General features: G+C 48.4%; 10 protein-coding genes. 8 read left to right on the forward strand and 2 right to left on the reverse strand.

Annotation, left to right across the window (positions count from 1 at the left end; genetic code table 11):
- Positions 1-104: 104 nt before the first annotated feature.
- The 8 genes from ACL2XQ_RS13185 to ACL2XQ_RS13220 all read left to right on the forward strand — a co-directional run bounded on the left by ACL2XQ_RS13185 (position 105) and on the right by ACL2XQ_RS13220 (position 7,686).
- Positions 105-1,229 (forward strand): DUF2502 domain-containing protein, encoded by a 1,125-nt coding sequence (locus tag ACL2XQ_RS13185; protein WP_413740470.1) that lies wholly within the window; start codon positions 105-107, stop codon positions 1,227-1,229.
- A 181-nt stretch (positions 1,230-1,410) separates the two neighbouring features.
- The gene (locus tag ACL2XQ_RS13190) at positions 1,411-1,887 is read left to right on the forward strand and encodes a DUF2502 domain-containing protein (RefSeq protein WP_413730404.1); all 477 of its coding nucleotides are present in this window, start codon (positions 1,411-1,413) and stop codon (positions 1,885-1,887) included.
- Between the two features lie 241 nt (positions 1,888-2,128).
- Positions 2,129-3,130, forward strand: a complete 1,002-nt coding sequence (gene btuC, locus ACL2XQ_RS13195; RefSeq protein ID WP_413740522.1) for a vitamin B12 ABC transporter permease BtuC — start codon at positions 2,129-2,131, stop codon at positions 3,128-3,130.
- Positions 3,131-3,184: 54 nt separating this feature from the next.
- Complete coding sequence (locus ACL2XQ_RS13200; RefSeq protein ID WP_413730406.1) at positions 3,185-3,736, forward strand: glutathione peroxidase; 552 nt, start codon at positions 3,185-3,187, stop codon at positions 3,734-3,736.
- A 14-nt stretch (positions 3,737-3,750) separates the two neighbouring features.
- The gene (gene btuD / locus ACL2XQ_RS13205; protein ID WP_413722907.1) at positions 3,751-4,557 is read left to right on the forward strand and encodes a vitamin B12 ABC transporter ATP-binding protein BtuD; all 807 of its coding nucleotides are present in this window, start codon (positions 3,751-3,753) and stop codon (positions 4,555-4,557) included.
- Between the two features lie 44 nt (positions 4,558-4,601).
- Entirely contained in the window at positions 4,602-5,060 is a 459-nt protein-coding gene (locus ACL2XQ_RS13210) for a C40 family peptidase (protein ID WP_410014999.1), read from the forward strand.
- A gap of 35 nt (positions 5,061-5,095) precedes the next feature.
- A complete protein-coding gene (locus tag ACL2XQ_RS13215; protein WP_413740471.1) occupies positions 5,096-6,112 on the forward strand; it encodes a lipoate--protein ligase in 1,017 nt (338 codons plus the stop codon).
- A 122-nt stretch (positions 6,113-6,234) separates the two neighbouring features.
- A complete protein-coding gene (locus ACL2XQ_RS13220; RefSeq protein WP_413722905.1) occupies positions 6,235-7,686 on the forward strand; it encodes a protein adenylyltransferase SelO in 1,452 nt (483 codons plus the stop codon).
- A 51-nt stretch (positions 7,687-7,737) separates the two neighbouring features.
- On the opposite strand, the gene ACL2XQ_RS13225 is transcribed toward ACL2XQ_RS13220, so the two are convergent.
- Positions 7,738-13,596, reverse strand: coding sequence for a hypothetical protein (locus ACL2XQ_RS13225; RefSeq protein WP_413740472.1), 5,859 nt, complete (start codon positions 13,594-13,596; stop codon positions 7,738-7,740).
- 917 nt (positions 13,597-14,513) lie between these two features.
- Positions 14,514-20,357 carry a hypothetical protein gene (locus tag ACL2XQ_RS13230; RefSeq protein ID WP_413740473.1) on the reverse strand — a complete coding sequence of 1,948 codons (5,844 nt, stop codon included), beginning with the start codon at positions 20,355-20,357 and terminating at the stop codon, positions 14,514-14,516.
- Positions 20,358-20,460: the final 103 nt, after the last annotated feature.

The following is a 20,460-nucleotide window of genomic DNA, read 5'->3' on the forward strand; positions in this document are numbered from 1 at the left end:
AAGGGGATCGCCTGTTTATCGTAAAGGCGACATTGTCTGATAGTGGCGGCCGTTGGCCGCTGCTATAACGGCGGCAAATCGTATCTGTATCACAGGTAGATATCATGAGAAAGACCACCTTATTATGTGCGCTGGCGCTGCTGATGCCCTGCGGCGCGCTGGCGGATGTATTTATCAGCACCAATAATCCCGGCATGGTGATTAACCTGGGCAGCCAGGATCAGCGCGGTTATTTCTGGGATGGCGACGAGTGGCGTCCGCCGCACTGGTGGTACGATCACCGCGGCCGGCATGTCGGCGAACGCAACGAGCGCGGGTGGTTTTGGGATGGTTACCAATGGCGTACGCCACAGTGGTGGTACGAACATGAGGATGATGATATCGGCGATCGTAATGATTTCGGCTGGTACTGGGACGGCGGGCGCTGGATAGAGGAAATGCCTGACGGCATGCGCAACGACCGGGGCCAGTATTGGTATAACGGTATCTGGACCATAGCGCCGCCGCCAGGCTATGGCCGGCGCGGGCGCAACTATCATGAACCGAGCCGGCGGCAGGAATTTTCCACCTGGGATCATAACGACAGGCACGATAGCCGGCCGCAGCAAAACGGCGGCGGACAGTGGCATCAGGGCGGCAATGACAACCGGCCGCAGCAGAACGGCGGCGGACAGTGGCATCAGGGCGGCAATGATAACCGACCGCAGCAAAACGGCGGCGGACAGTGGCATCAGGGCGGCAATGATAACCGGCCGCAGCAAAACGGCGGCGGACAGTGGCACCAGGGCGGCAATGATAACCGGCCGCAGCAGAACGGCGGCGGGCAGCCGCACCAGGGCGGCAATGATAACCGGCCGCAGCAGAACGGCGGCGGGCAGCCGCACCAGGGCGGCAATGATAACCGGCCGCAGCAGAACGGCGGTGGGCAGTGGCATCAGGGCGGCAATGACAACCGGCCGCAGCAGAACGGCGGCGGGCAGCCGCACCAGGGCGGCAATGATAACCGGCCGCAGCAGAACGGCGGCGGGCAGCCGCACCAGGGCGGCAATGACAACCGGCCGCAGCAGAACGGCGGCGGGCAGCCGCACCAGGGCGGCAATGATAACCGGCCGCAGCAGAACGGCGGCGGGCAGCCGCACCAGGGCGGCAATGACAACCGGCCGCAGCAGAACGGCGGCGGTCAGCCGCACCAGGGCGGCAATGAAATAATCAGGCCGAAGCCGCATTAAACCCGGCCAAAGCCCGTTTAGGGATGCGGGGCAGTGGGCGGCAGTTCGCCGTAAAGCATCGGGGCTCAGTGTGAGTATTTCGTCAGGTTAGCGTAAGAGTAATGCAAATCCGTGCTTGTCTGATAGTGGCATTTTGCCGCGGCTGTTATAACCACTGCAAATGGATTCAGGGACACAGAATATGAAACAAAAAGCAGTATTTTTGGCCATGGCTCTTTTGGCAACGCCTTGCGTCATCCCCACGGGCGCCATGGCGGGCATGCTGGTCCATACCTCTGCCCAGGGCGTCTCGGTGCAAATCGGCGCGCGTAACGATCGGGGCTATTACTGGGATGGCTATGACTGGCGTACTCCGACCTGGTGGCGTGGACACAAGGGCAAGCATGTAGGCGAACGCAACACCCGCGGCGAATATTGGGATGGCGGCCGCTGGTCGCCCAAGCCGCCCGCGGGACAAGGTAAAACCGCCAAGGCGCGCCAGCAGCCGGTAGCGCATAAAACAACGTCCCGCAATACCGGCGACGATCATAATACCCACGCCCAGCCCAATGGTGATAACGGCAAGCAGGGACAGGCACAGAGCGGCCATGAGAGCAAAAGTCAGGAAAACCAACACCAGGGAAGCGGCGGTGAACCGATAAAACAGCCGCAACAATAACAACAGAGTTAATATTGACCCTATGGGTCACCTTACCCGGCGCCATCTGATTCCCCACTTATGGCGCCGGTTTTTTTTCTTTCAGTACTTCCCGCCCCGCCGGTAAAACGCCGTTTATCCCGTCGATATCACAACCTTCATTTTCCCGCCATTGGCGCTACCGCTTTGCCGTTAATCCCGGTAGGATAAAAGCCCGTTTTCCGTGCCCAGATAACCTTGTATTACCGGACCTTAAGTGATGATGCCGTCAAACAGTCCACTTTTCAGCGATCTGAAATATCGGCAATCCCGTCGCGATACCGCGCGCGTCCGCGTTTTGGCGCTGTTTGTGTTTATTGCCCTGCTGGTGAGCCTGTGCGCCGGCGATGTCTGGTACTGGCCGACCCAATGGCTTGACGACACGCCCCGCATGTTCATCTGGCAACTGAGGCTGCCCCGCGCCCTGGCGGTGATGGCCGTCGGCGCGGCGCTGGCGCTGGCCGGCGCCGCGATGCAGAATATTTTTGAAAATCCGCTGGCCGAGCCAGGATTGCTGGGCGTGGCCAACGGCGCAGGCGTAGCGCTTACCCTCGGCGTACTGCTTGGCCGGGGGACGATACCGGTGTGGGGCCTGGGTCTGTGCGCGGTGGCCGGCGCGCTGGCGATTACGCTGCTGCTGCTGTGGTTTGCCAGACGCCGCGCCTCCAACGCCCGGCTACTGCTGGTCGGGGTCGCGCTTGGCATTGTTTGCAGCGCCGTGATGACCTGGGCGGTCTATTTCAGTACCAGCCTGGATCTGCGCCAATTATTATATTGGATGATGGGGGGCTTTGGCGGCGTGGACTGGCGCGACAAATGGCTGGTATTGTCCCTGCTGCCCTTTATTCTCTGGCTGTGCCTGCAGGGCCGGGTGATGAACCTGCAGGCCTTGGGCGAACAGCAGGCGATGCAATTGGGCTTACCGGTGTTTGTCTGGCGCAATGTGTTTGTACTGGCCTTCGGCTGGATGGTGGGCATCAGCGTAGCCCTGGCCGGCGTGATTGGTTTTATCGGCCTGGTGGTCCCGCATATCTTGCGTTTATGGGGATTAACCGATCACCGACGGCTGCTTCCCGGCTGCGCCCTGGCCGGCGCGGGCATACTGCTGCTGGCGGATGTGATTGCCCGCATCGCGCTGTATGCCGCGGAACTGCCGATAGGCGTGGTAACCGCCACCCTTGGCTCGCCGATATTTATCTGGCTATTAATCCGGATAAGAGGATAAGCTGGTGTATGGCGTTAAGCTGCTGATTTTAACTGTAACCCGTAGGAGATTCAGATGAGTGATACCCTTTATACCCTGCCGCTGAAGACCATTACCGGGGAAGTTACCACCCTGGAAAATTACCGGGGCTCGGTACTGCTGATTGTCAACGTCGCCTCGAAATGCGGTCTGACCGATCAATACGAAGGACTGGAAGCGCTTTATAAAACCTGGCATGCCCAGGGGCTGGAGGTTTTAGGCTTTCCCTCCAATGAGTTTGCCGGCCAGGAACCCGGCAGCGATGAAGAGATACTGGCCTTTTGTCGCGGGACATTCGGCGTCGAATTTCCCATGTTCAGTAAAATTGAAGTCAACGGCGAGCAGCGCCACCCGCTTTACCGGGCGCTGATCGCCGCGAAACCCACGGCGATAAAACCGCAGGGCAGCGCATTTTATGAGCGCCTGGCGGGAAAAGGGCGCGCGCCTAAGCAGCCGCAGGATATTTTATGGAATTTTGAAAAATTCCTGGTAGGGCGCGACGGTACCGTCCTCGAACGCTTTGCCCCGGATATGACGCCTCAGGATCCCATTCTCCTCGATGCCGTCAAACGGGCCCTGGCGCAATAAACGGCGCACCGGCCATGCAGCCGCCGTTATTACTGGATCTGCGGCGCGTATCGGTGCCGCGGCGCCTGGCGAAGATATCGGTCCAAGTACCGACCGGCAGCCTGATCCATATCATCGGACCTAACGGCGCGGGGAAAAGCACGCTGCTGGCCTGTATCGCCGGCCTGATGGCGTCGGCGGGGGACGTCAGCCTGCTCGGCCGGCCGGTGGGACAGTGGCATGGCGCCGACCTGGCCCTGCGCCGGGGCTATTTATGCCAGCAGGCGCTGCCCTCCACCGCCATGCCGGTATTCCAGTATCTGATGCTGCATCAGCCGCGCAACGCCGACGAGGCCGCGATTGATCGGACCGTGGCATATCTGGCCGCGGCCTTGTCGCTGGCGGATAAACTCGACCGCCCGTTAAGCCAGCTATCCGGCGGCGAATGGCAACGGGTAAGGCTAGCGGCGGTATTTCTGCAGATCTGGCCGGACGTGAACCCCCTTGGCCGGCTACTGCTGCTCGACGAACCCGCCGCCAGCCTGGATATCGCCCAGCGCGTGGCCCTGGATGCGCTGCTGGCGGAAGTCGCGGCCGCGGGGCTCGGCGTGCTGATCTGCGCCCATGATCTTAACCATACCCTGCATCATGCCGGCCGGGTGTGGCTTATGTCCTCCGGCGCCCTGGCGGCGCAGGGCAGCGCGGGGCAGGTTATGCGTCCCGAGATCCTTTCGCCGGTGTTCGGCGTGGATTTTACCCTGCTCCAGGCCGGCGAGCGCCCCTGGCTGGTGGCATCGGGCCCGTCTTTACCGTCGCAGCGGATGATTTCGGGCGCTTCTTAATCAGCATGGTCAATATAAAGAGTCATAAGTAGAAAATGAGACGGATGTCCTTTTGGCTGTTGGCAGTAACGTTATTGATTACCGGCTGTAGCCACCATGCGCCCAGTCCCGACCCGCGGCTGGCCAACGCCAGCGTGGTGCAATCCCGTCTCCATGCGCAGCTGCGCCAATGGCACGGCACGCCCTACCGCTATGGCGGTCTGAACCAGGACGGGGTGGACTGCTCCGGTTTTGTCTATCGCACCTTCAGGGACCGGTTTGACATCATATTACCGCGCTCCACAGAGGCGCAGACTAAAGTCGGCACGCGCATCTCTCGTGACGATCTATTGCCGGGGGATCTGGTGTTTTTCAAAACGGGCAGCGGCGCCAACGGACTGCATGTGGGTATCTATGATACCGACGATCTGTTTATCCATGCCTCGACCAGCCGCGGCGTCATACGCTCATCGCTGGACAATGTTTACTGGCGCAAAGCCTATTGGCAGGCGCGGCGTATTTAACCGGCTGATTTAACGTCGTCACGACGGGAGAAAGTATGTCATCCCTGCGGCTATTTTTGTCCGATTCCTACGATCCCTGGTTTAACCTGGCGGTGGAAGAGTGTATTTTCCGCCAGATGCCGGCCACCCAACGCGTGCTGTTTTTATGGCGCAATGCGGATACGGTGGTGATTGGCCGCGCGCAGAATCCCTGGAAAGAATGCAATACCCGGCGCATGGCGCAGGACCATATCAAACTGGCCCGGCGTAGCAGCGGAGGCGGCGCGGTATTTCACGATCTGGGTAATACGTGCTTCACTTTTATGGCCGGCAAGCCGGGCTATGATAAATCCATTTCCACCCAAATTATCCTCAATGGCCTGCGCGATATGGGCATCGCGGCGACCGCGTCGGGGCGTAACGACCTGGTGCTGGGCACCCCCGACGGCGAGCGTAAAATCTCCGGCTCAGCCTATCACGAAACGGCGGATCGGGGATTTCACCACGGCACCCTGCTGCTCAACGCCGATCTGGACCGACTGGCGCTATACCTTAATCCCGATGTGAAAAAATTACAGGCAAAGGGCATTTCCTCGGTGCGCGCCAGGGTGGCCAATCTTGTCGAGGTGCTGCCCGCTATCGAGCATCACCTGTTATGCCGCTACCTGAGCGACGCGTTCAGCCAATGGTATGGCGAACCGGTGATGCCCGAAATCATTTCGCCGGACAAGGTGCCGGACCTGCCCGGGTTTGCCGCGCAATTTGCCAAACAAAGCAGTTGGGAATGGAATTTTGGCCAGGCGCCGGCCTTCAGCCATACGCTGGATGCGCGTTTTGCCTGGGGCGGGGTGGAACTGCATATGGACATGGAACACGGCGTGATAACCCGCTGCCAACTCTTTACCGACAGTTTGAATCCCAGTCCCCTGGAGGCATTGGCCAGGGCATTGCCCGGCGTAACCTATCGTCCCGCCGATATGGCATTGGCTTGCCGGCGGATAATGGCCGATTTTGCGCAGGACCGCGACGCGCTGGAAGACGTCAGCGCGTGGTTGAGCGACGCCGTGCGCTAAAAGGAATTTTTCCCGGCGGCATGGCCGGCCATGGCTCATGCGGCGGCAAGCGGTGACGGGGAGACCGGTGGTCGCACTACAGGTATGTCGCCGGACGTTCTACACTTGAGTAAGGAGGCACCATGGCACAGACCCCGATATTCAAGAATAGCTATTTCCACCAGTTGCCCGGTTTTTATACCGCTCTTGCGCCCACCCCGCTGCGCGGCGCACGATTGCTTTACCATAGCGCGGCATTGGCCGGCGAGCTGGCTCTTGCCGATGAACTGTTCGACGAGCGGCATGCGGCGATATGGTCCGGCGAACAGCTGCTGCCCGGCATGCAGCCGCTGGCGCAGGTTTACAGTGGCCATCAGTTCGGCGCCTGGGCGGGCCAACTGGGCGACGGGCGCGGCATACTGCTCGGCGAACAGCAACTGGCGGACGGAAGGTCGATGGACTGGCATCTGAAAGGCGCCGGCCTCACGCCCTATTCGCGCATGGGGGACGGCCGCGCGGTGCTGCGTTCCGTGGTACGCGAGTTTCTGGCGTCCGAAGCGCTGCATTATCTTGGCATCGGCACGACGCGGGCACTGACCATCGTCACCAGCGACGAGCCGGTATGGCGCGAAAAAGCGGAGCCGGGCGCCATGCTGCTGCGGGTGGCGCCAAGCCATGTGCGCTTTGGGCATTTCGAGCATTTCTACTACCGGCGCGAACCCGATAAGGTACGCCAGTTGGCGGATTATGTTATCGGCCGCCACTGGCCGCAATGGCTGGGCCTGGAAGATCGCTACCGTTTATGGCTGACGGATGTGGTGGAAAGGACGGCGCGCATGATTGCCCAGTGGCAGGCGGTGGGATTTGCCCACGGCGTGATGAATACCGACAACATGTCGATTTTGGGCATTACCATAGATTATGGCCCCTTTGGTTTTCTTGATGCGTACCAGCCGGATTATATCTGCAACCATACCGACCATCAGGGCCGCTATGCGTTTGACAACCAGCCGGCGGTGGGTTTATGGAATTTGCATCGACTGGCGCAGGCGTTATCCGGCCTGATGCCGGTCGACTCTCTTGAGCGGGCGCTGGCTTGCTATGAACCGGCGCTAATGGACGCTTATGGCGAGGAGATGCGCGCCAAACTGGGCTTTACCACGCGCGATCGACAAGATAATGATATTCTCACCGGCCTGCTTGGACTCATGGCGCGTGAAGGCAGCGACTACACTCAGGTGTTTCGCTTGTTAAGTGAAAGCGAGGCTCGTAATCCGCGCTCGCCGCTACGCGATGAAATGAAAGACCTGGCGGGTTTTGACAGCTGGTATCAGTCTTACCGCCGCCGGCTACTGCAGGAAGACGTCGATAACGATCGGCGCAGGCAGGCCATGCTGGCTAAAAACCCCAACATCATCCTGCGCAACTATCTGGCCCAGCAGGCTATCGACGGCGCTGAACAAAACGACACCGCTTTTTTAGCCAGGCTTCACCAGGCCCTGCGCCGTCCGTTTGATGGCGATGCGGCGTTTAACGACCTGGCCGCGCCGCCGCCGGAGTGGGGCAGGCATTTGGAGATATCCTGTTCAAGTTGAGGTGATTGCCTGCGCGCGCGCCCTTTATCCGTCATCCGTCCGGTTATGCCATCAGTGCCGATCGCCCGGGTTGATTTCATTAGCAAACCAATCGGACAGATAACGATATTCGTCCAGCGAGAGTATGACATCCAGAAAAGCCTGCTCGACAATAAAGCGATCCTCCTCGCCGGTTAAGTGATATTCGGCGATAATGGCATCCAGTATATGTAAGGACTGCGGACTAAGGGATTGTATATGACGGGGGATATCCGCGTTGGGCGGGGCATAGCCATATAATTGCTGCAAAATATCCAGATAGATTAACGGCATTTGACCAGCATTTGGGGCTGATGCCGGGATAGGGCCCGTCGCCGTGGTGTTATTTGGCGCCGCCGCACGATCGCGCTTGTTGCGCTGGACTAAAATTCTTTTATGCATATTCAGTACGAAGCTTATCAAATCATGCAACCGGCGATGTATCCTCTGGCTTTGGCTGAAGCTTCCATCCTCGGAACCATGAGAGGAATCGACGCTGCCGCGGGCCGGGCTCATATGCTGCTTACCCGGTCGAAACCAGGTAAACCATTCCGGCCTGCGCTGGCGGATATCGTCGCTGATTTTATACGGGTAAGCCTTAATAGGCAGACCTAGCTCATTGGCAAGGATTTGCCCCGTCGAAAAGCGGTGGCCATAGCCGCTGTAGCAGGAAAAAAGTTCAATGCTTTCCAAATCCTGAAACCTGAATTTGGCATTATCCAGATACGAAAGCCCGCGGACAATGTCTGAAAACTCAATGGCATCCATGTTATTCACATTAAAGGGCGCGCCATGCAGTTTTATCCTTAAGCGCGTCTTGGCATCACTGATCAGGTCGATATGACAATCTTTTCCCAACAGGATTTTTTCGCGCGAAACCTGCTGCTCCCTGTAGCCTCTTTGCTGGCCGTCACTCAGATAAATAGGCACTTTTTCACGAGGAAGTTCATCCATTAATGTGGGGATCTCAATCTTCGAGCCAAAGGCCTTGCCCGCCATGACGAAGAGGTTTTTGCCGTTGTGGCGCAGCGTCAGCAGCCCTTGCCCGAACGTGCCCATTTGTTCGGCGATAACGATGGAAACCCTTGCCGGCAGGTCGGGATCAAAAAAGTGATTTTCTATGCCGATAAATCGACCGTGGCCCTGACAAAGCAATAGATGCTCAAGTAAATTGGCCGTGCTGTAGAGCGCCAAAAGGTTGCCTTCGTTAATTTTGAGCATGTTCTCTATGGATGTTATCCTGAATTTGTCGGAAAGAATGGCGTGGCTATTAAAATTATCTATTTTTGCCTGGTTTATCATTCGGGTCAGTTTTATTGCGCTTTCATTATCCAATTTTTTGGTTTTGTATAAAACATGCAGGGGGAATTCTTCTTTAAACGTATAGGTATAAGTTGAATGGCGTAATGCCCGTGCGGCCAGACGAAAATCGGATGATTGCATATAACCGGTTGAATATTTTAGTTTGCCAGGAGCATTATTGCTTCTGATAATCAAAGGAAAATACCATGTTGGTTCTTTAAGCAAGAAACCGTTTTTAAGAATACTGGACGGCGACGTAGCCTCCCGGTATGTCAGATAATTAACATCCTCTAATGAGTCGATATCTTTATATTTAATGAGTTCGAATTCTAATGGCGATTTATTATACATGCTCAACCATTCATTTTCGGTGAAAACATCCATGGTATCCAGTAAAATGAATGAACCACGCATTTCTTTAAGATCAATAATAAATTTATAATTTTCAATATCAAGTGTTAATGCAAAATAGGTTTCAGGTACTGTTGAATGCTTGTTTTTCCAGCCGCAAATAGCACGGAAACGCATAATCCCTTCTTGTTTTTCAGTCAAGGCCCGTATAGCGGAAACCAGAAATTCTTCATCCTGGCTATAACCGTTAAACTTTAAAGAATCAATAATCTCCTGCCGAAAGAAAAAGCTGCGATGAAATCTGCCAATAAAATTTTCATGCTGTATGTTTTGATTAATGATATCACGCACATAATCATTTTTATAAAGATAAAATCGTATCACGCGCTTATAGAAATCTATGGTGCTGTTATCGATATCCGGTTTTTTTGACAAGGTGGGCGCAGCTTCACATTGTATTATCTCAATATGATTGCGGTTTTTTTTTGCTACTTCATAAAAATCGTAGGAGGCAATGAAATGACTGGAACGACTACCGACACTGGCTATCCAATTGCCGGTGCTGCTGCGTACTACCGGCACAGCAAAATCTTTTTCATTAGTCATTTTTTTATTGATAATCCTCCATCCTCCATAATGTTTATCCCAGAAAACCTTGAAATAGTCATTATCATTTACAACATAATATAATTTGTTTTGCGTGATTTTATCAACCAAAACACCCGTTGATTTTATTTCCAGTAGACGGGCATCAATATCTGTTTTCCATGCCTGCCGCAAATTTTTCTTGCGCCGTGATTCTGCTCTGATAGCTTCGTTGACGATTGAAACAATTTCGGTGATTTTATTTTTAATGTTCAAGGTAAGAAAAAACAGTAAGCTGCCGTAAGGCTGTAGCGGAAAAAGGAAAGAAGCAAATTCCTTAACCGACGCCGCGGCGAGTTTTTTTCCCACTTCAGGTGCGGATAGCACTAATTCATTAAGAATAAATCGTTGTAGCATCTCTCGCGGTGTATTGTTTTTTATGGCTTTGTATAATGCATGTTTTAATGTGTTTTCAGGGATTTTTTTAAATTGCCCCCCCATAAATACAATCGTGGTGATGAGATCAAATAGATCGAACATGATTTCATTGAATTTTATTTCATGCTCTTTATCATACCAGTGTTTGCAAAGCGTATCGAAAAAAGGAATAAACGAGGCTATATATTCAGGCCAACTATGGTTACGCAGCGTTTCTTTCAATCGATCGGCAATGGTAAGCAGTGTCGCATGAGACAAATAATCAATATTGGTAATCAGCGGCGTATCAAGACTTACCGGCGGTGACGAGTCAATCGGTTGTGAAATATAGGGTTTGATCAATGATATGATATCGCTACTATTGACTGCAACCAGCGTAAAGGGCGCCGCATGCATACCCATGGGCTCGTCTTCCGGAGGAGAAAGCACCAGGTCGATCATGGTGGTAAGATCGCCGCTGTTAGCGTCGATATCAGGAAACAGTCCCGCCAGGAAATCAGCCCCGCACCCCAGCGGCTCTGGGCGCCCCGATTGCTTATTCGCGTTATAGCCGCGCCAGTAAGCCATCATCTGTTGCACAAAAGGCTGGTTATCAAATTTATCAATGTCATGGATAAAGACATAACCGCTAAGGGTTGATAAAAGAAAAAGCTTGCCGCTTTGTAATCGCAAAAGTGAGAGGTAGCCAATATTTTTATGGGGGAAATAAACATAATTAAACGGGGATAGGCTGTTAGAAACATAGTTTCGCGAGAAAACTTCAAAGCAAAATATTTCTTTTGGCGGGTATATGGCGTCGACATAATCGATTGCGGACAAGTTAATCGCCGCCAGGCTGCTTTTACGGGCTTCATGACCGGCGTAAAAATGCTTATAATCATAAAATTGTTTATAATAATCTTCTAAAGAATCTTTTTTATCTGAAGGTGACAATTGATAAATGCTTAAATGGCCCACTTGTTCGCGCGTTTTATACTCAATGAAAAAATGCTGTTGTTCGCTGACAAAACTTCTTAGAATATACAATGCTTGTAATGAAGACAATAGGTCTTCATCAAAATTGTTTTTTGTGCTTAGATACCAAAATACGGAGGCTTTCATCATAAGTTCAACATCACCTTCCAAAACCCGTCGCTGATATGACAAAAGCATCTGATAATCTGTATGGTGGCCTTGCGTTTTTTTAGTTTCGGTTCTCATCGCCTCAATTTTTGCCGCAGCAATATATTGTTCAGCATTATCCGCTACAAGTGTTATATTTTTGCCCCTAAAATAATCAATGATGTTAATAAATATTCTTTGCAAATTCTTGAAGTAAGCAAGTAATATAAGCGTTGACTTATATGCATGTGAGTTTATTTTTAAGTCGTTATACCATTTCTGCTCTGTGTGGAATTTTTCTTGCTCTTGGTAATTTGCAATCAGTATTTCCGATAAAATAGCATATGCCTGGTCCCAGGGTGCAATGTTTTTTTCTTGCCAGGATGCCTCATCTTCAGGTTGAACTTCGTTCAGCCGAGATAACTCTACCATTTTAAGTATAAAATTTAGATGGGTATGATTATTATGTCTAAAATGGATGTAATTTTCCGCCTCATTTATAAAGAGTCTTTCCATATCCGCAATATCAATTATAGTTTCATCAGCGACGAAAGGGTATCCAAGATTGGTCATTTCTCCTGGCAATAAAAAGTTATTAGTATGAACGCTTATTTCATTAAAACGGGTATACTCAAATATATAATAAAACCTTAATTTCAGCAGGCTCTCGGTTAAGGCTTTTTTATTGTTATCAATCAGAGCGGTGTAAATGTCCTGATTGGTCGTGTAAGTGACCCGTTCCAAAGTGGTATGGTCGGCTTGGAAAAGCTGTGCGGTATATTCATCATGAGCTATTTTCATGACTTTGAGCGTGTTGTATATTTCGACATGAAAGGCATGATCATAAAATGAGGTGTTTTTTATTTTTAATATCTGTTCATTTACGACTGAGGCGAAATCCCTGTTTTTCAGCAAAGCTACAGTATGACTAATGATATCGATATTGATATCTTCATAAGCCTCGACAAGCTTTCCTTCTATATCCGGAATATAGTCGTGCAGAGTTTTATAATCAGCCATATGCTGTTTGATCAGGCGATGACCGTCGGTGTTTGTTGCGCTTAAACCCAGCAACGACGTCAAGAGTTTTTCGGTTAACGTTTTAAGGATCAGTACGTGCAGTACATACGCTTTGTCTTTAAAATAAAGCCCATAATAAAATATATCTTCAGCCTTGGCGGCGATAAGCTTGTCTAACTCTATTAACGTCTCGCGATTGCCGTTGGCAAGGTTAACGCCTGTCGCCTGCAATTCCCGCCCCAGCTCATGTAACACCGCCCGGCCGGCGGGATTGGCGGGTGTAAGGTTGAATTCCTGGTCATCAATGAAAAAGCGGCCAAGTTCAGGCGAGCCATCAGCGCGCGCACCGAGCGGATGGGGCATCACGGCGTCTGTTGGAAGCGCCGGAGCCGGCTTGAATTCTAATGGGCGTGGGCTATCGCCCGCGGGGGCCGGATGCGCTGATATCTCGGCAGCGGCTGAATAAAGGGTTTGGCGCCCTGCGGGCTCATGGAGCTGCAGGCCGCTCGTCTGGGGGAATATCAGCGGATCCCGCGCGTTGGCGAACCAGTTTAAAGCCGTATCCAGCCAAGCCGGGCGCGCCAGGATATACCCCGTGTTATATCCCTGAGCCAGGTGCGCCAGCAATTGGCCCAGCGCCGAGGTGACAGTGAGGGGCGCCTGCAGCAGATCTTCAATATAATAATTATTTTCGTGGACCACAACCAACCGGCTGTCCAAATATCCCGCTAGAATAGCCCGGCCGCTCGGCAAAGTAATATGCCTGACGGGGAGATTAATTGTTGTATCCATTAGCGTGATATTAATATAACGTACGCCGCCGGCCGTGAGTAAGCAGTCTTTGTTGCGAATCAATTCATTTGCACATTGATATAAATAATTAATTCTATCATCTGAGCCCGGGGTGGATCGCTGTTTGTCGCCGGCAATACCCGTATGGTTTCCTTGATGGCGAATATCTGGCTCTTTTGGGTGATTAATATTTCTAGCTTTAATGATAACTTTTGAAAATGAATGCAAACTATTTATTGGTTTCAAATAAAAAGATGACGCCGATGGGGCATTGGATGTGCCGTAATTGATTAAATTAACCATATATTTCCTTAAGTTGTGCTGATGCTCACGAGGTTGAGGGCGAAATGAGTACGGGCCAGATAACGTCAATGATAAATGGTGTACGACCTATTTCCGGTTGGTATTATTGGTTATGCAAGGAGTTAGTGACCTACCATAATATAAACGAGTAGCTTAATTAAGCTTTAATAAGATTTTGTTTAATTGATTGAGAGGTTAAGTCGGGGAGACGCGGTGATAATCCGCCATAAAAAAGCCGCAGGGAAGGGCAACCTTTGATGCCGGCCCATAAAGGCTGGCTTAACTTGCTTTTTGCCGTCGGCTGCGCAAATCAACCGCACCGGCCAGCCGCTCAGGTGGCTGTTCACTGTCAGCCCAGGTAGCCACCGCGTATGATGATATGGCCGCTACGGTTACCCGTCGTTTGGTAAATAGTCTTTCGCCTATGCTTATCCATGCATCGGACAGCTATGACGACATATGCAATGTCAACTGGCATAAAGCCGATAGGCGGGCGCGGCGTATTTAGCCTGTTGATTTGACGTCGTCGCCAGTAAAAAAATGCCGCCAGTCTTTCGACACTTGAACGTCTTAGCGCCGTGGCACAGACACCGGTATTACAGGGTTCTTCTTTCTCTATGGCAGCCCCCCGCTGCGTAGGGCGCGGGTTTCAGGCGTTTGAGACGCTGCATTTATTGGGTAGCGGCACGACATGGGCGTGACCTCTTAAAATCGCCACCTTATCCTGCGCCACTCTCTGGCCCAGCAAATAATCAGCTGGGCCGAACAAAACAACGCCACATTTGGCCGGGCCACACCAGACTCCGCGCCGTCCGTTTGACGACGGACCGGCGTTTAACGACTTTCCCGCGCCGCCGCCTGACTGAGACCGGCATTGAGTGATTCTGTGCTTGAGCTAAGACAGTGTGCTCGAGCGCTTAGTCTTGAAGAGAGGTAGTATTAAATTGATTGGATAAATATTTATACTCATCAATTGATAGGATAATATCCATAAAGGCTTGTTCGATAATGAAAACCTCGTTGCCGGCGACAATAGTATAATCCGCGATAATTTCTTTAAGCAATTTAAGAGAATCGGGACGCAATATTATATCCCCTACAATAAGAGGGTGGTGAGGGTTAGGTGGGTAGAATAACTGCAATATGTCGATGTAAATAAAAGGAACGTGTTGGGACACACCATGAAAGGGACTATCTGTAATGTTTTGCCCGCGTTGTATGAATTCCAATCGGCGAATAACGTCGCGCACGGCATACAAAATTTCGTGCATTGCGCGCTGCATATTTTGCACTTTGATATATTCCTGGTGGTGAGTCCAATGCGGCAGTTCGCTGGGGGTGCCCATCGTGCTCATACTAACTTCTTCGGGATAATAGTCATAAAACCATTCAGGCCTTCTTAACCTTACAGTATCACTGATATAAGGTGGCACAGTATAAACCCTAATCCCCAGTTCATTAGCCAGGGCCTGCGCGGTAGAATAGCGGCTTCCATAGCCACTGAAGCAGGATGTCAACTCGATGCTGGTAATACTACGCAAATCAAATTTCTCACCATCTAAATATTTCAGTCCTTTAAGGATGTCGGAAAACTCGACAACGTCCATATGATTAACCATAAAAGGTGTGCCACGCAATTTTATAGATAAACGCGGCGTAGCTCCGTTAATGCGGGATATATGGCAATCTTTACCCAACAGTACCTGTTCCCGGGGGATATGTTGTTCCCGATATTTTTTTATGCGGCCATCGATAAAATATTCAGGGATTTTCTCTCTGGGAACATCGTCCAGCATTACCGGGGCATCGTCTTTCGCGCCGAACGCATCACCGGCGAATACTGTAAAAGTTTGTTCTACATGATGAGGTTTTAACAGACCATGGATGAAGGTACCCATCTGCTCGGCGATAATTAACGTGGCTCTTGCCTGGGGTGCAAAACCAAAAAAATCATTGCCCAAACCTATGAAACGTCCATTACCCAAACATAGCAATAAATGCTCAAGCTGATCGAGATAATTAAAAACAGCAATCAGTTTACCTTTATTGATTTTTAATAAGGCGGAGGTGGAGGGTATTATTTGCTGATTACTTAAAATGGCTAGACTCATCACCCTGTTGGATTTGGCCTGGGTGATTAAATTTAATAATCTTGCGGCGCCCGCATTATCAATTATTGCAGATTTTAGTAACACATATAAAATAAATTCTTCATTAAAATTATAACTTTCGAAATGATTTCGCAATACTCTTGCTACTAAATGAATTTCAGGATTAACAATAGTTTCTTGAAAAACATTGAGGTTCTTTAAACTGGTATTTGTTTTTATAGTTAATGATCTATACCAAGAGGGCTCTTTTAGTAAAAACCCATTTTTTATATAAGTGTGCGGTGCTGTCGCCTCACGATAATTAAAATATTTGGCATCACCAATAAATTCAAAATCTTTAAATTTTATCAGTTCAAAGGGAGACGGTGAGTTATTCATCATCATGACCCATTCGTTTTCTGTGAAAACATCTCTTGTGTCATTGAAGCCAAAAATAGAACGGATTTCATTTAAATCAAGGATGTATTTCATCTCTCCTATCTTAATGGCCAAGGCGAAATATGTTTCTGCCATCATGTCGTTCTTGCTGCGCCAGCCGCATACTGCTCGGAATTGCACTTTGCTATCATCAATGCCACTTAACGTTTTTATCACAAGTTCGCTTGATTTTATATCATAAGTAAATCCATTGAATTCTTGTAAAGCCAGTATTTCTTGCTTGATGGAAAAAAAATGAAAAGAGTGATCCAGAAAAACATTAATGTCTATCTCGGCGCCAATTATCCTTTGTGAGTAATAATGCCTTTGTAGATAAAAATGTAATATTTTTTTATGGAAATCAATTAAATAATTATCTGAAATGTTTTGATAGCTACTTGTTTTTATAGGCTCCATGAAGATTATTTTATTATCAAATTTCTTGTGATTCATTGGACTTATGCTGAAGGATGAAAATTTCAAGTCCACTAATTGCCCCGCGCTCGCAACCCAGTTGCCAGAATGGGTGCGGGCAACGGGAATAGCAAAGTTTTTATAATTGGGGCCATGTGAATTGATGATTCTCCATTCACCGTTATATTTATCCCAAAATACCGGGAAGTAGTCATTATTATTGATGACGTAAAATAATTCAGCCGATGTTGAATTTGTTGTGGCAACTCCTGTGTTTAATGTTTCTAATATCTTATCACTTACATTTGCTCTCCAAGGTTGGCGGAGTTTTTTTTTAAACGCACTATCGGATTTTAAGGCGCGATTAGCGATCGCTATTGAATCTAGAATGTTAACTTGCATATTATCTACAAAGACCGATAAAGCCTTACCTGAAGGATGGATAACGTTAAAGTAAGAAAAAAATTCATTTAGAGCGGTTTTGGTAAACTTTACCCCTATTTCCGGGGATGCGTTGATTAACTCGTTGATGACAAATTTTTTAAAAAGATCATGCCGTATTTTCTGCTCGATGGCCTTATGTAAGGCATGTTTTAATGTGTTTTCAGATATTTTTTTAAACTGGCCGGTAAAAGAAGCTAATGTCAACATTAGATCATAAATATCAAAAATAACGTCTTCAAATTTTATTTCATGCTCTTCATCATGCCAGTGACGGCAAAGCGTGGTGAAAAATGGGATAAAAGCGGCAATGTATTCCAACCAAGTGGCTTCATATAACTTTTCTTTCAACTCATCAGCAATGGATATCAATGTTGCCTGATTCATATAGTCAAAATTTGTTAGTAAAGAGTGGTTGATGCTTAAGGGTTGGAATGTATTCTGTTGCTGAGGTGTATAAGGTGTGATGATTAAATTTATATCATTATCTTTTACGGCAACCAACCCATATGCCGGCGCGGCGATGTCGATTGATTCCTCCTCGGGAGGACGCAGCAGTATTTCAACCATGGACGTTAGTCTATTACTATTGGCGTCGATTTTGGGGAATAGCGACGCAAGTGTCGTTTCATTAATAGGAAACTGAGGCCGATTGCGTAACGAAAAAATACTATCGCAATTAGCCCAATATGATTTCATTTGAAGGATAATGTCGGTTTTTTCCGGTGTGTCGATATCGGCGATGAATGGGAAACCATTCAATGTGGATAATAATACCTGCCGGTTGCTATGTAATGTTGCAATGGATAGATAGCCAAGATTTTCCGCAGGGAGATATACCGTTGTAAAGGGGGATAAATGGTTAGTAACGTAATTGCGGGAAAATATCTTGAAGCAGATAATGTCTTTTGGTGGATAAATAACATCTAAATAATTCAAAGTTGAGTTATTTAAGGCAATCATGGTGAGTTTTTGTGCTTCAGAAAAAGAATCATGAATTTTGTAGTATCTGAATTGATTATAATATCCATCAGCCGAATCTATCTGTGATGAAGGTTTGAGCTGGAAAACACTGGTGAAAGGTTGTTGCTGCCGAATGTGATGCTCATGTGAGATTTTCTGTTGAGCCGAGATAAAGTGTTTGAGTATATAGAGTACATTGATAGCGCTTAAAAAACCATCATCGATATTATTTTGTTGTGACATATACCAGGCAACCGCGGCCTTGGTTAGAACTTCTAAGTGACCGTTTGATTCGAGATTATTATATTCCAGTATTAAGCTATAATCATCTTTTTCTTGCGTTTCCTTTAGGGATATATTGCGTGCCGCTTCAATTTTTGCAGCTGCGATACGTTGTTCCTGAGTTGTTGCAACTATATGTCTTTTGTTGCTTCGAAAATTAACCACTTCATTAATAAATAGCTTTTGCAAATTAATTAAATATGTCATCATAATGAATAGCGTTTTGTCATTGTGAAGCCTGCTGACGAAGTCATTATACCAAAAAATATTCTCAAGGAATTTTTCTTTTTCAAATTGGTTAGCTTCGATAATATTTGATAATATTTCCTGTGCACGATAAAAATAGCTTATGTTATTTTCCATCCAATTGCCTTTATCGTTTGTGTTTATTTCATCTAGGCGGGAAATTTCGATTAAATCCAAAGCTTGATCGAAATGCAGGTGCGACGTTTTGTGTTGATAAATGAAACTTATTAATTCCTCGGCAAATAATTTATTCATCCCCTCTTTGTCGAATTCAATTTCATCTTCAACAAAAATATGCCACAGGTTTGATATTTCTCCCGGTACGATAAAATTTGATGTAAATATACTGATGCCATTGGAGCGTGTATATTCGAAGATATAAAGGAATTTTAGCTTTATTAAACTGTTTGTCAAATGTTCAGAGTTGCCGCTAATCAACGCACTGTAAATATCTTGGGAATTAATGTACAAAGCTTTTTCCAATGAAGGGAAATCGTCCAGGGTCATTTGGTGTCGGTATTCATCAAGGGCCTGAGTGAATAATATGAAATAATGCAGTAATCTTTTGTAATAAACACGCATCTCAAATGTAGATTGCTTAATATTATCGATTATTTCCTTTTTGGCTGTGGGGAAGTCTTTATTTCTTATGTGCGACACCAACTCTTTGATGATTTTAGTATCAACACGCCGAGTGGCATCCAGCACTCTTTGTTCTAAATCAGTAATGTAATCGCCAATTCTTATTTGATCTTCAGAATATTTGGCGATGTCATCGGCAGTGGGTGAGCCTTTTAACGCCAATATGTTCATGGTGGAAATAATGTTTTCGGAAATCATCTTGAAAATAATAATATTAAGCGAGTTGTTTTTTTCTTTAAGATATAAACCCTGATGAAACATAATCGCCATTTCGCGGCCGATATACGCGTCAAATTCAAGTAGCATGGTCAGGGGATTGTCCACCTGCGCTGCGTTTTGCTGAAAAAAATAATGTATAAGGCTTTGCAGCTGAGCCTCGGCTTCCAGATTCGCGGGTGCAATTTTGAACTCATGGCTATCGATAATAAATATTAACTGACTGGGAATAACGGCGGTCTTCACTGCCTTATCGGTCCCAGATGAAGAAGACAAGGCCTGCTTGACCGGCGGTGATAAGGTGGTGGTCTCAATGTCTTTTTCCTCGCGTGAAATCGTGTCTGCCGGGCCTAACTGCGCCGAAAAATCAGCCTGCGCGGCGTAAATAACATTACCGGAAGTGAAATTGGTAGGGACTAACGGCTTGCCGTCGGCCTGTGGGAAAATTAACGGGTCGCCCATGCTGCCAAGCCAGTTAAACGCTTTATGCATCCAGCCGGGCCGGTCCTTTGCGTTCGACCAACCGCTTGCGTAGGTAAGGTGAGCAAGCAAATTGGCAAAAGTTGCTTTCCAGGTTAATGGTGTGTGCCAGGAGTGTTCGATATGATAATTGCTGCCGTCCGATACAATTAATCTTTCCTCAACATACCCAGCATAAATTGACCTGCCGCTGGGCAATGAGATGTTTTTTGCGGGTATGGATTTTTTGTTCCCCATTAATTCAATTGCGATATATTTTGTATTGCCGGGGCGCAATAAACAATCCAGGTTATTTCGGAGTTCATTGACGCAACAAAATAAATAGTCGATATTTTTCTCATGGTTCTTTTCTACTTGTGCATCACCATATCGGGCAGTGCTGTGTCCATTTATTTCAGTTTTATTGATTTTATCTTCTAAGTAAATATTTTTGACATTCATAACCGCTTCGGTATAAGGATGTCTTGAACTATGTGTCATCAATTTTTGATCGATGCACCGCATATTGCCATGAGAGTTAATATCTATTGCATTTGTCATGTTAGGCATGAATTCTTCCTTATTCATTATGATTGACAATGATTAATGGGGTTATTATGCGGGCAAGATTATGGTCGTGATCGGTGAATGATATATCGTGCGGGTGCAATGA

Origin of the sequence: Sodalis sp. RH14 (assembly GCF_047324285.1) — a bacterium.
Classification (GTDB): Bacteria; Pseudomonadota; Gammaproteobacteria; order Enterobacterales; family Enterobacteriaceae; genus Acerihabitans.

Coding starts and splice junctions, on each gene's coding strand:
- ACL2XQ_RS13185 (WP_413740470.1), top strand. CDS start 105: ATGAGAAAGACCACCTTATTATGTGCGCTGGCGCTGCTGATGCCCTGC.
- ACL2XQ_RS13190 (WP_413730404.1), top strand. CDS start 1,411: ATGAAACAAAAAGCAGTATTTTTGGCCATGGCTCTTTTGGCAACGCCT.
- btuC (WP_413740522.1), top strand. CDS start 2,129: ATGCCGTCAAACAGTCCACTTTTCAGCGATCTGAAATATCGGCAATCC.
- ACL2XQ_RS13200 (WP_413730406.1), top strand. CDS start 3,185: ATGAGTGATACCCTTTATACCCTGCCGCTGAAGACCATTACCGGGGAA.
- btuD (WP_413722907.1), top strand. CDS start 3,751: ATGCAGCCGCCGTTATTACTGGATCTGCGGCGCGTATCGGTGCCGCGG.
- ACL2XQ_RS13210 (WP_410014999.1), top strand. CDS start 4,602: ATGTCCTTTTGGCTGTTGGCAGTAACGTTATTGATTACCGGCTGTAGC.
- ACL2XQ_RS13215 (WP_413740471.1), top strand. CDS start 5,096: ATGTCATCCCTGCGGCTATTTTTGTCCGATTCCTACGATCCCTGGTTT.
- ACL2XQ_RS13220 (WP_413722905.1), top strand. CDS start 6,235: ATGGCACAGACCCCGATATTCAAGAATAGCTATTTCCACCAGTTGCCC.
- ACL2XQ_RS13225 (WP_413740472.1), bottom strand. CDS start 13,596: ATGGTTAATTTAATCAATTACGGCACATCCAATGCCCCATCGGCGTCA.
- ACL2XQ_RS13230 (WP_413740473.1), bottom strand. CDS start 20,357: ATGCCTAACATGACAAATGCAATAGATATTAACTCTCATGGCAATATG.